Annotated in this window: 9 protein-coding genes; 6 read left to right on the forward strand and 3 right to left on the reverse strand. The window is 69.4% G+C overall.

Annotation, left to right across the window (positions count from 1 at the left end):
* The first annotated feature begins 50 nt into the window (after nucleotides 1-50).
* From IB278_RS18130 to IB278_RS18140, 3 genes are read left to right on the forward strand one after another with little or no spacing between them, the layout of a single operon-like run.
* Nucleotides 51-749 (forward strand): GntR family transcriptional regulator, encoded by a 699-nt coding sequence (locus IB278_RS18130; protein WP_192324647.1) that lies wholly within the window; start codon nucleotides 51-53, stop codon nucleotides 747-749.
* A 16-nt stretch (nucleotides 750-765) separates the two neighbouring features.
* Nucleotides 766-3,843 (forward strand): FAD-binding and (Fe-S)-binding domain-containing protein, encoded by a 3,078-nt coding sequence (locus tag IB278_RS18135; protein WP_192324649.1) that lies wholly within the window; start codon nucleotides 766-768, stop codon nucleotides 3,841-3,843.
* 21 nt (nucleotides 3,844-3,864) lie between these two features.
* Nucleotides 3,865-4,440 (forward strand): methylated-DNA--[protein]-cysteine S-methyltransferase, encoded by a 576-nt coding sequence (locus IB278_RS18140; protein ID WP_192324651.1) that lies wholly within the window; start codon nucleotides 3,865-3,867, stop codon nucleotides 4,438-4,440.
* 16 nt (nucleotides 4,441-4,456) lie between these two features.
* Here the strand turns inward: IB278_RS18140 and IB278_RS18145 are convergent, their stop codons facing one another.
* The gene (locus tag IB278_RS18145) at nucleotides 4,457-5,677 is read right to left on the reverse strand and encodes an MFS transporter (protein WP_192324653.1); all 1,221 of its coding nucleotides are present in this window, start codon (nucleotides 5,675-5,677) and stop codon (nucleotides 4,457-4,459) included.
* A 67-nt stretch (nucleotides 5,678-5,744) separates the two neighbouring features.
* A complete protein-coding gene (locus tag IB278_RS18150; protein ID WP_192324655.1) occupies nucleotides 5,745-6,659 on the reverse strand; it encodes a LysR substrate-binding domain-containing protein in 915 nt (304 codons plus the stop codon).
* A gap of 77 nt (nucleotides 6,660-6,736) precedes the next feature.
* Here IB278_RS18150 and IB278_RS18155 point away from each other — a divergent pair, with 77 nt between their 5' ends.
* Both IB278_RS18155 and IB278_RS18160 read left to right on the forward strand, forming a co-directional pair.
* On the forward strand, nucleotides 6,737-7,909 hold the full coding sequence (locus IB278_RS18155; protein WP_192324711.1) for an MFS transporter: 1,173 nt from the start codon (nucleotides 6,737-6,739) through the stop codon (nucleotides 7,907-7,909).
* A complete protein-coding gene (locus IB278_RS18160; RefSeq protein WP_192324656.1) occupies nucleotides 7,906-8,520 on the forward strand; it encodes a pyridoxamine 5'-phosphate oxidase family protein in 615 nt (204 codons plus the stop codon). Before IB278_RS18155 ends, IB278_RS18160 begins: the two co-directional genes overlap by 4 nt.
* 18 nt (nucleotides 8,521-8,538) lie before the next feature.
* On the opposite strand, the gene IB278_RS18165 is transcribed toward IB278_RS18160, so the two are convergent.
* Nucleotides 8,539-10,407, reverse strand: coding sequence for a M48 family metallopeptidase (locus IB278_RS18165; RefSeq protein WP_145747443.1), 1,869 nt, complete (start codon nucleotides 10,405-10,407; stop codon nucleotides 8,539-8,541).
* A 241-nt stretch (nucleotides 10,408-10,648) separates the two neighbouring features.
* Here IB278_RS18165 and IB278_RS18170 point away from each other — a divergent pair, with 241 nt between their 5' ends.
* Complete coding sequence (locus IB278_RS18170; RefSeq protein ID WP_145747476.1) at nucleotides 10,649-11,839, forward strand: multidrug effflux MFS transporter; 1,191 nt, start codon at nucleotides 10,649-10,651, stop codon at nucleotides 11,837-11,839.
* The last annotated feature ends 12 nt before the right edge of the window (nucleotides 11,840-11,851 follow it).

Genomic DNA, 11,851 nt, shown 5'->3' on the forward strand with positions numbered 1-11,851 from the left:
GGTTGTTGGCATCGTTTTTTGCATTCAAAATGCATTCAAGGGAAACAGAAATGACCGCCGACATCATCGAAATCTCGCGCCTCGCGCTGCACGACCAGGTGGCTTCGCGTCTGCGCACGATGCTGGTCGAGGGGCACATCGCGCCCGGTGCCAAGCTCAACGAGCGCGAGCTCTGCCTCCAGCTGCGCGTCTCGCGCACGCCGCTGCGCGAGGCCATCAAGCTGCTCGCGGCCGAAGGGCTGGTCGACCTGCTGCCCAACCGCGGCGCGGTGGCGGTGAAGCTCACCGAGGCCGACGTGCTCAACACCTTCGAGGTCCTGGCCATGCTCGAAGGCATGTCGGGCGAGCTGGCGGCCAAGCGCATCACCGACGAAGAACTGGCCGAGGTGCACGCGCTGCATTACGAAATGATGGCCTGCTTCGCGCGGCGCGATCTCTCGGGCTACTACCGCCTCAACGCGCGCATCCACACCGCCATCAACGAGGCCGCGGGCAACCCGGTGCTGGCCGGCACCTACCGCTCCATCAATGCCCGCGTGCAGTCGCTGCGCTTTCGCACCAACCAGGACGAGGCCAAGTGGAAGCACGCGGTCGAAGAGCACGAACAGATGGTCCAGGCGCTGGCCGCGCGCGATGCGCCGGCGATGCGCAAGGTGCTGGTCGCGCACCTGATGCGCAAGCGCGACACGGTGCTCGAGCTGATGCGCACCGGCCAGATCTATCCCCAGGCCCACAACAAGGCGAGCTGAGCTTCACCACCACACCATGCGCGTCGATCCCGCCAGCCACATCCAGCCCGCCGGAACCGTTCTTCCGCCCAACGACACCTGCGAGCTGCTCGCACGCCGGCTGCGCGCCGAGACCGAAGGCGAGGTGCTGTTCGACGACGGTTCGCGCGGCCGCTACGCCACCGATGCGTCGATCTACCAGATCACGCCGGTCGGCGCCTTCGTGCCGACGAATGAACGCGACATTGCCACCGCCATCGACATCGCACGCGACCTGAAGGTGCCGGTGCTCGCGCGCGGCGGCGGCACCAGCCAGTGCGGCCAGACCACGGGCGCCGCGCTGGTGATCGACAACAGCAAGCATTTCCGCCGCGTGCTCGACGTGAACGTGGAGGAGGGCACGGCCACCGTCGAGCCCGGCCTGGTGCTCGACCACCTCAATGCGCAGCTCAAGCCGCACGGCCTGTGGTACCCGGTGGACGTGTCGACCAGCGCGCAGGCCACGCTGGGCGGCATGGCGGGCAACAACTCCTGCGGCTCGCGCTCCATCGCCTACGGCAACATGGTGCACAACGTGCTGGGCGCGAGCGCCTGGCTCTCGAGCGGCGAGCTGGTGGAGTTCGGCCCGCAATCCACGTTGGGCGCCCGCGCGGCGGGCATCGCGAAGTTCGTGCACGGGCTCGCGCTGGCGCACCGCGAGCAGATCCATGCCCACTGGCCCAAGGTGCTGCGCCGCGTGGCCGGCTACAACCTCGACATCTTCGACAACCAGAGCGAGCGCCCCTACACCGCCGACGGCAGCGTGAACCTCGCGCACCTTTTGATCGGCGCCGAAGGAACGCTGGCCTACACGAGGAGCCTCAAACTCAAGCTCGCGCCGCTGCCGCGAGCCAAGGTGCTGGGCATCGTGAACTTCCCGACCTTCCATGCGGCCATGGATGCGGCGCAGCACATCGTGAAGCTGGGCCCCACGGCGGTGGAGCTGGTCGACCGCACGATGATCGAGCTGAGCCTGGCCAACCCGGCCTTCAAGCCCACGGTGGAAACAGCGCTGATCGGCAAGCCCGCGGCCATCCTGCTGGTGGAGTTTGCCGGTGCCGACAAGGCCGCTTTGCTGCCGCAACTGAAGCAACTGGTCGAGCTGATGGGCGACTTGGGCCTGCCCGGCAGCGTGGTCGAAATGCCCGACGACGCGCGCCAGAAGAACCTGTGGGAAGTGCGCAAGGCCGGCCTCAACATCATGATGAGTCTGAAGGGCGACGGCAAGCCGGTGAGCTTCATCGAGGACTGCGCCGTGCCGCTCGAGCACCTGGCCGAATACACCGATGCATTGACCGAGGTGTTTGCGAGGTACGGCAGCCGCGGCACCTGGTATGCGCACGCCTCGGTCGGCACGCTGCACGTGCGGCCGATCCTGGACATGCGCACCGACGGCGGCGCCAAGATGCGCGCGATTGCGGAAGAAGCCGCGGCGCTGGTGCGCAAGTACAAGGGCGCCTTCAGCGGCGAGCATGGCGACGGCCTGTGCCGCGGCGAGTGGATCGAATGGCAGTTCGGCCCGGCCCTCAACGAGGCCTTCCGCGCCATCAAGCAGGAGCTCGATCCGGCCCACCTGTTCAACCCCGGCAAGATCGTCGACCCGCCGCGCATGGACGATGCATCGCTGTTCCGATTTGCGCCGCCCACCGCGCCCAGGCCCTACCGGCGCATCGAACTCAAGCCCGTGCTCGACTGGTCGGCCTGGAACGTCAATGCCGACCCGGTGACCGAGCAGACCACCGCGCCCGGCACCGGCGGCGACAGCACCGGCGGCCTCGCCAAGGCCGTGGAGATGTGCAACAACAACGGCCACTGCCGCAAGTTCGACGCCGGCACCATGTGCCCGAGCTACCGCGTGACGCGCGACGAGCAGCACCTCACGCGCGGGCGCGCCAACACGCTGCGCCTCGCGCTCTCGGGCCAGCTCGGTGCCGATGCATTCACCAGCGAAGAGATGCACGAGACCATGGACCTGTGCGTCGGCTGCAAGGGCTGCAAGCGCGACTGCCCGACCGGCGTCGACATGGCGAAGATGAAGATCGAGTTTCTCGACCACTACAAGAAGCGCCACGGCCACTCGCTCAAGGACAGGCTGGTGGCCCGCATGCCCGACTACGCCCACAGGGCGAGCCGCGTGCCCTGGCTCATGAACCTGCGCAACACCGTGCCCGGCGCGGCCTGGCTGGGCGAGAAGCTGCTGGGTTTTTCAGCGCGCCGGTCGCTGCCCCAATGGCGCTCGGACACCTTCTGGCGCGCCAAGGCCGACCTGCACGGCATGTTCGCCAGCCGCGAGGCCGTGCTGTCGGTGCAGGCGAACGGCGGCCGCGCCGCGGTGCTTTTCGTCGACACCTTCAACGGCACCTTCGAAAGCGAGAACGCGCTGGCGGCGGCCCGCGTGCTCAAGGCCGCGGGCTACACGCTGCACACGGTCGAGAAGAGCGGCGGGCACCACTGCTGCGGCCGCACCTTCCTGGCGAGCGGCATGGTGGGCGAGGCCAAGCGCCGTGCCGAGGCGCTGATCGATGCGCTCAGGCCCCTCGCCGAGGCCGGCATTGCCATCGTCGGGCTCGAGCCCTCGTGCCTGCTCACGCTGCGCGACGAGACCCTGGTGATGGGCTTCGGCAAGAAGGCCGAAACCGTGGCGAAGCAGGCCTTGCTGTTCGAGGAGTTCATTGCGCGCGAACTCAAGGCAGGCCGCTTCAAGCTCGCGCTCACGCCGGCCACGGCGCCGATCCTGCTGCACGGCCACTGCCACCAGAAGGCCTTCGGCGCGGTCAGCCCGATATTGGATGTGCTTCGGCTCATTCCCGGCGCCGAGCCCGAGCTGATCGAAAGCTCCTGCTGCGGCATGGCCGGCAGTTTCGGCTACGAGGCGCGGCACATCGACGTGTCGATGCAGATGGCCGAGGCCAGCCTGCTGCCCGCGATCCGCGCGCGGCCCGACGCCATCGTGGTGGCCGACGGCACCAGCTGCCGCCACCAGATCGGCGACGGCGCGCAGCGCGAGGCGGTGCACGTGGCGGTGCTGCTGGAGCGGCACCTGGTGCCGCCAACCCTGCCGCCCGATCAGGCTTAGCGGCTGGCACACAATGAGGCGATGAATGCAGCATCGCGCAGCACCAGCAGCGAAACCATCGAGCCGGGCTTTGCCTTGTTCGAAACCGCGATCGGCACCTGCGCGCTGGCCTGGGGTCCGCGCGGGCTCCTCGGTGTGCAGTTGCCCGAAGAGAACGGCGAAGCCGCCACGCGGGCGCGCATGCGGCGCCGTTTCCCCGCGTTGCCCGAGGCCGATCCTCCTGAAAGTGCACAGGGCGCGATCGCGGCTATCCAGGGATTGCTGCGGGGCGAATCCGACGACCTCAGCGACATCGTGCTCGACATGGGCGCCGTGTCGGAATTCCACCAGCGCATCTATGCGATTGCGCGGCGCATTCCGCCCGGCCAGACGCGCACCTATGGCGAGATCGCGGCCGAACTCGGCGACAAGGGCCTGTCGCGCGCGGTGGGCCAGGCCATGGGCCACAACCCGTTCGCGCCCGTGGTGCCGTGCCACCGCGTGCTGGCCGCGGGCAACAAGCCCGGCGGCTTTTCGGCGGGCGGCGGCGCGCTGACCAAACTGCGCATGCTCGACATCGAAGGCGCGCGGCCGAACGGAATGGCTTCGCTTTTCTAGCAGCCTCCGGAGGCCGTCACGCCGCCGCAACCGGCAGCCGGTGCAGCCCCGCAATGCGCGAGGCAAAAATGATTCCCGCCTGCAGCACGAAACCCGCCAGCGCGAGCAGCAGGCAGGCCGGCTCGCCCCACGCGGCCCCCACCGTGCCGCCCAGCGCGGCGCCGATCGGCCGGGCGCCCGCATTGATGGTGAGGAACACCGCCGACACCCGGCCCAGCATCGCCCCGGCCGTGACGCTCTGCCGCAGCGTGGTGGTGGTGATGGTCCAGACCATCGGCCCGGCACCGAACAGAAAGAACGACAGTGCGGCCAGCGATGCGGCCGGCACCACCAGCGTGGCCGCCATGGCCGCCGCGGCCACCACCGCCACCGCGGGCCCGATCTGGATCGCACGGCCGAACGGCAGGCGCGCCACCACGCGCGACGTCAGCAGCGCGCCGGACACCATGCCCGCGCCGTACATCGCCAGCGTGAAGCCGACCGCCTGCGCGCCAAGGCCGAGCACCCGCACCGCATACGGCACGTAGCCGGCCTGCAGCACGAACCACGAGATGTTGAAGACCGCGCCCGTCGTCAGCATGGGCCGCAGCAATTCATGTCGCCAGACAAAGCGCGCGCCATCGCGCACATCGAGCAGCGGATGGCGCCGCAATGCGGCCGGACGCGGGGCCTCGGCCAGGCGCAGCAGCAGGCCGACTGCCGACATCGACAGCACGGCCGCCAGCACGAAGGCCGTCGGAGCACCCGCCCACGCAACCAGTGCGCCCGCCAGCGCAGGCCCGGCCGTGAATGCGGCGCTGCGCGCAAGCTCCAGCCGGCCGTTGGCCTCGGCCAAGGCGTCGCGCGGCACGAGCGCCGGCACCAGCGCGGGCGCTGCGACGCTGAAGCCCACGGTGCCGACCGCGCCCAGGAACCCGAGCACCGCGAGCCAGCCGATGCCGAGCCTGGACGCCAGCACCAGGGCCAGCAGCACCAGCAGCGAGGCGGCGCGCAACCCCTCGGACGCGACCATCAGCCGCTGCCGCGACATGCGATCGGCCAGCACGCCAAGCGGCATCGACAGCAACAGAAAAGGCAGCGTCTGAATGGCGGCAAGGAAGCCGATCTCGCCCGGCCCGGCACCGAGCACGAGCACCGCGACCAGAGGCACCGCCGCAAGGCTCAGCTGCTCGGCGGACTGTGCCGCGAGGTTGGACCACGCGAGGTGGACAAAGGGGCGGGGAAGGGGGGCTTTCATGCGGCAGGGTGCTTCATGTGGGAGGAAGCACCCATGCTGCGGGCGCGCGCCGTCCGGCGCTGGCCGTTTACGGACCTGCGAGCGCCATTGCGGCTTGCGAGTCCGAGGCCCTCATTTCCTCGAACCATTGCGCGACGCATGCGGCTTCCGGCGCGGCGTCGGGTGCCAGGCCGTAGTAGTAGCGGTTCAGCGTCATGCGCAGCGAGGGCAGCGGCGACTGCAGCCGGCCCGAGGCCAGGTCGTGCGCCACCAGCGAGGTTGGCGCCAAGGCAATGCCGAGCCCGTCGACCGCGGCCTGCAGCACGAAGTGCAGGTGGTCGAACTGCAGCCGCCCCGCCGGCTTGGCGCGCGGTGCGCCGACGTGCTTCTTCCAGGCGTCCCAGTCTTCCTTGCGCGTGCGGGCCGACAGCTGCACGTGCGAGGCCAGCGCGCGCAGGTCCGAAAGCGGATGCGCCTTGAACAGCGCCGGTGCGCCGACCACCAGCACTTCGTCCTCGAGGAAAGGGCGAAGCTCGATGGAGGGCGGCCAGCCCTCGAGCCCGCGGCGCACGGCAATGTCGAAGCTGCCCGCGGCCTGCTCGGGCATGACCGTGCTCGTGACCACCTGCGGTTCGATTTCCGGAAAGCGCTCGACGAACGAAGGCAGGCGCGGAATGAGCCAGCGCACCGCGAAGGAGGGCCGCACGTTGATCCTCACGGCACGGGCCGGCCCCTGTGCCTGCAGCGCACGCGCCGCCGCATGGATCTGCGCGATGGCCGGGCCTGCCTCGGCAAAGAACTGCTGTCCTTCCGCGGTCAGGGCGACCTGGCGAATGCGGCGCTCGAACAGCGCGACGCCCAGGCATTCTTCGAGGCTCTTGATCTGCCGGCTCACCGCGCTGTGGGTCACGTGGAGTTCGATGGCCGCGCGCGTGAAGCTCTGGTGGCGGGCCGCGGCGACGAAGGCGCGCACGGCATTGAGGGGCGGTTCTCGAAGCGGCATGCGTGCAATTTTCTCACGCATGGCGGGCGTTAATGTCGTTTGTCGGCAGGCGTGCCACGGCGCACCATGCGGACTCGATGCTTCGCACCACGCCCGCTCCAGCGTTCGCTGCCACCGACCTGAACTCCCGCCACGCGGCCATTGCGCTCGGGCTTTCGCTGCCGGCCGATGTCGTGCTCTACCTGCTGCTGCCGATGTATGCGGGACAGTTCGGCGTCACGCTGGCGGAGGCCGGCATGCTGCTTGCGGCCAATCGGCTCGTGCGCATTGCGGGGTACGGCTGGGTGGCGCGCTTCTATGCGCGCAACGGCGACCGGCTCACCTGCACCATCGCGGTGGTGGCGGCCGCGTTCTGCGGACTCGGCTACGCCACGCTCTCGGGCTTCTGGGCGCTGCTGCCGCTGCGGCTCGTGTGGGGCCTGTGCTTTGCAGCGCTCAACCTGTCGACGCAGTCGCTGGCCACGGCCGAACTGCTGGGTGCGGCGCGCCGCAACGGGCGTTCGCGCGCGCTCATCGCGATGGGACCGGTGCTTGCGCTGCCGCTCGGCGCGCTGCTGGCGCTGTGGGCCGGCCCGCGCGTCATCTTCTGCATTCTTGCCGCGTTCTCGCTGGCGGCGGTGCTGGCCACGCGGCGCCTGCCTTCGGCGCCGCACGGCAGCGCACACAGCCGGCCTGCGCGCCGCTTCGGGCGGCCCAACAGCCTCGACGCCTGGTCGTTCATGGAAGGGCTCACGCTCGACGGGCTCTTCATCGTCGGCCTGTCCTACCTGGGCAAGGATCTGATGCCGGGCGGCGCGGTGGTGATGGCCGGCTCGCTGATGGCGCTGCGCTACCTGGCGGAAATCCTGTTGAGCCCGGTCGGCGGCCACATGGCGGAGCGCTTCGGTGCCGAGCGGTTGCTGGTGAGCCTCTCGCTCGTGACGGCGATCGCGCTGGCGGGCTTCGGGCTGGGCTGGCTGTGGAGCTGCGCGGCATCGATCGTGGTGCTGCGCGCCTTGCAACTGCCCTTGCTGCCGCCCATCGTGGCGCGCCGCACCCCGGGGCCCGAGCGCATGCATGCGCTGGCCGCGCGCGCCGTGTGGCGCGACATCGGCGCCGGCATCGGGCCGATGCTGGCCGGGCTCCTGCTGCCGGCCGTGGCATCGTCGTGGCTCTACGGCATTTGCGCGCTGCTGCTGGCCGCGGCGGCACTGGCCTGCGGCAGGAACCCGTCGGCATCACCGGACCAGAAACAAGGAGTGATCCCATGACCCATGCCATCGACACCATCGAACGGCTCGAAGCGCTGTTCGGCGAAGCCGGCGAGGCCTCGCTCAAGAAGGAGGTGCCCTGGCTGCACCCGAGCTACCAGGCGCTGATTGCCGCTTCGCCTTTCGCGGTGCTCGCCACCAGCGGGCCCGGCGGGCTCGACGCCTCGCCGCGCGGCGACCCGCCCGGCTTCGTGGCGGTGCAGGACGAGAAGACGCTGCTGCTGCCCGAGCGCCGCGGCAACAACCGCATCGACAGCCTGCGCAACATCGTGGTCGACCCGCGCGTGGCGCTGCTGTTCCTGATTCCCGGCGTGGGCGAGACCTTGCGCGTGAACGGCAGGGCGCGCATCACGACCGAGCCCGGGCTCATGGCGCGCTTTGCGATGGAGGGCAAGCTGCCGCAGTGCGTGATCGAGATCGGGGTCGAGTCGGTTTTCTTCCAGTGCGCGCGCGCCATCCAGCGCTCGAAACTGTGGGCGCCGCTGCCGGCGGAATCGCGCCGCGAGGTGCCCACGCCCGGCGCCATCCTGTCGGCGCTGACCGATGCCGCGTTCGACGGCGAGGCCTACGACCGCGAGCTGCCGGCGCGGCAGCGCTCCACCTTGTATTGAGCAGCGCGCCGCAGCTCGTCAGGGTTGTGGCGATTCCTGTTGTTGTTGCTGCTGAGCCCGCATGATCTGGTGGCGCTGCCAGTAGCGGCCGACCGCGCCCTTGAAGTTTTCCTTCTGCTTGCCGAGGCCGCCCACCTTGACCTTGGTGGTGCGCGCGCCGAGCATGCCCTTGTCGTGGTGCGTGACCACCAGCAGGTCGCCGAAGGTGTTGTCCTGGAAAGTCAGGTTCTTGACTTCGTCCCAGCCGATGGTCGAGCCGCCGTCCACGCTCTGGCGCAGGCCCGCATGGCTCACCTCGATGTTCTCGCCGTTCTTCAGCGCGAACGCGACCGGCGGAAAGTGGCGCAGCACCACGGCGCGCTCTTCTTCGGTGGCCGGCTCGTAGCGGTAGGCGAGGCTCAGTTCGTGGTTCTGCACGAAGCGCTGCTCGTAGTCGCTCCACAGCCGCTGTTCGATGGCGGCGGCGGTTTCGATGTCGTCGGCCCACGAGGCCGCGGGCGCGGTCGCGACGATGGCGCCGTAGGCGCTCTCGGGCACATGGTGGCCCACGTTGCGCATGCGTTCGAGCAGCGGCGGATGGCTGTCGTAGGGATGCGGCACGTCGGCGGTCTTCATGGTTTCGACGAACGCGTCGGAGTTGGCATAAGGCGGCAGGCCCGCGGCCACGAAGCCGGCGATGCCCAGCGCGCCGTCGTGCTGGCGGTCCTGCGCAAAGAGCTTGCGTTCGACGTCGTTGCGGTAGCTCGCATAGGCCGCAATCTTGATGAGCGACTGCACGATGGCGCCCGGCGCCGTGAGGCTCGCGGCGACGCTGTCGGCCTTGTACTCGCGCTCGCGGCTGTCGCGCGCCAGGGCAAAGGCGAAGATCATGCGGTAGAGGCGCAGCAGGTAGTGCGCCACGATGCTCAGCCCGCCCTCGCGCATCTTCCAGGTGTACTGGTCGAACTGCAGCAGCTTGGGTCCGAGCGCCGCGCTGCTGCGGGTGTCGCCGCCGCCCAGGTGGGCCAGCTCGTGCGCCAGCACCGCGTCGGCCTCGGACTGGTCGAGCACGCGCAGCAGCGGAATGCTCACGAACAGCGTGCGGCCTTGCAGCGTGCGTCCGCCCACCTCGCAGGGCGCCTCGGTGACGAAGAAGTTGGTGTCGATGCCGGCCACGATCTGGTCGGGCGGCGCGGTCTTCACGCGCGCGGCCAGCTGGCGGATGCGCTCCCACAGGCGCGGTGCATCGGCCTCGGCCACCACTTCGCCCTCGATCTCGTTGCCGAAGGGCAGCTTCTTGAACAGCGTGTAGATCGCATAGAACACGGCCACCGCGGCCGCGATGCCCGCGATGATGATCAGCTTGACGTAGTAGCTCTGCATGAAGTACGCCGTGAGCCAGAACGACAGCCACACCAGCATCGCGCCCTGCAGCGCGACCTCGAGCGCGCTCGACACCGTCATGAGCCGCCAGCCCGCCACAAAGCTCGCATAGCGCAGGCCGCGGTTGGCAAAGGCCAGTGCGCCCAGCACCAGCGCCGCCGCGAGCAGTGCCGCGCCCAGCACCAGCGTCCAGCCGGCGGCGCGGTCGGCCCAGTGGAACTGCCAGTGCATCGAATAGGGACTGCACACCTTGTCGTGGAAGTTCTTGTCCTCTGGCGCGGTTGCGCTGCAGGCCTTGGAGAGCGGATGGCTGCGGTAGAACTCGGTGGCCTGCGCCTTGTCGCCGGCGGACAGGCGGGTGTCGGAGGCGATGCGCTTCTCGATCGCCTGCAGGAATTCGGCGTCTTCCGTGCGCAGCGCGTACTCCGTGAAGACCAGCGTCGCCGCCGGAATGGCGAAGAGCGACACCAGGGTCAGAAGGAAGACGCGAAAAAGGTCGGCATGGATCGTTCGGGCGAGGGCCATGGGGTGCTGCTCCTGGATGCGGTGTTGTGATTGGTTGTGGCGAAATTTCCGGGACAGCCGATAGCGTAGCGGCCGTTTGGCGCGTTGCGCATGGAGGACATCGTTCACGCGACCGGCATGAATACGAAGGTCGTACTCTTTGCCCAGAATTAGCAACAGCCGGTCGGCGACCCCACGCCTGCACCGGATGCCGCGCTTGGCGACAATCGGTCCAATGCGTTCTTCGTCTCCCTTTTTCAAGATGGCCCTGCTGCTGGGCCTGCTCTCCGCCATCGGGCCCTTCGCCATCGACATGTACCTGCCGGCGCTGCCGGCCATCGGCCAGGCGCTGCGCGCCGACATCGGCGCGGTGCAGATGAGCCTCACGGCGTTCTTCCTTTCGCTGGGCGCGGGCCAGCTGCTGTACGGCCCGGTCTCGGACATGGTCGGGCGCAAGCCGCCGTTGTATGCCGGGCTGGTGCTGTTCGCGCTGGCGAGCGTGGGCTGCGCGCTGGCCACCGACATCCACACGCTGATTGCGCTGCGCTTCGTGCAGGGCCTGGGCGCGGCGGCCGGCATGGCGATCCCGCGCGCGGTGGTGCGCGACCTGCACACCGGCACCGATGCCGCACGGCTCATGTCGCTGCTGATCCTGGTGTTCAGCGTGTCGCCGATCCTCGCGCCGCTGGCGGGCAGCGCCGTGATCGCGGTGGCGGGCTGGCGCGGCGTGTTCTGGGCCGTGACCCTTGCCGCTGTGGCGGGCCTCGCGATGATGGTCACGCAGCTGCGCGAAACGCGGCCGCCTTCGGAGCGCGTCGAAAGCAGCCTCGGCAGCGCCCTGTCGGCCTACGGGCTGCTGCTGCGCGACTGGCATTACCTCGGGCTGGTGTTCATCGGCGGCTTCGCGATGGCGGGCTTCTTCACCTACCTGGCGAATTCGTCGTTCGTGATGATCGACCACTACGGCCTGTCGCCCGCGCTCTACAGCGTGGCCTTCGGCGTGAACGCGGCGGCCTTCATCGGCGCCTCGCAGTTCACGGGTTCGCTGGGCGAGCGCTTCGGGCTGGTGGGCCTCGTCAAGTTCGGCGTGGTGGCCTCGGGCATCGCGATGCTGGCCATGTTCGCGTACTTCGCGGCGGGTGGCGACAGCCTCTGGGTGCTGATCGTGCTGTACTTCATCGCCTCCGGCTTCATGGGCCTGGTGATTCCGACCACCGGCGTGCTCGCGCTGGAAATGCACGGCGCCATCGCGGGCACGGCCTCGGCGCTGCTCGGCACGCTGCAGATGCTGACCGGCGCGCTGGCGATGGCGGTGGTGGGCGTCTTTACCGACGGCCGCCCGCTGCCGATGGTGGCCGGCATGGCCGGCGGCGCGCTGATTGCGCTGGTGCTGACCTGGCTCACGCTGGGCAGCGTGCGGTCCGAACCCACGCGCAGGACGCAAGAGGCGTGAGCGGCGCGGCAC

The sequence above is a fragment of the Variovorax sp. VRV01 genome (assembly GCF_014852545.1).
In the GTDB taxonomy this organism is placed as follows: Bacteria; Pseudomonadota; Gammaproteobacteria; order Burkholderiales; family Burkholderiaceae_C; genus Variovorax; species Variovorax beijingensis_A.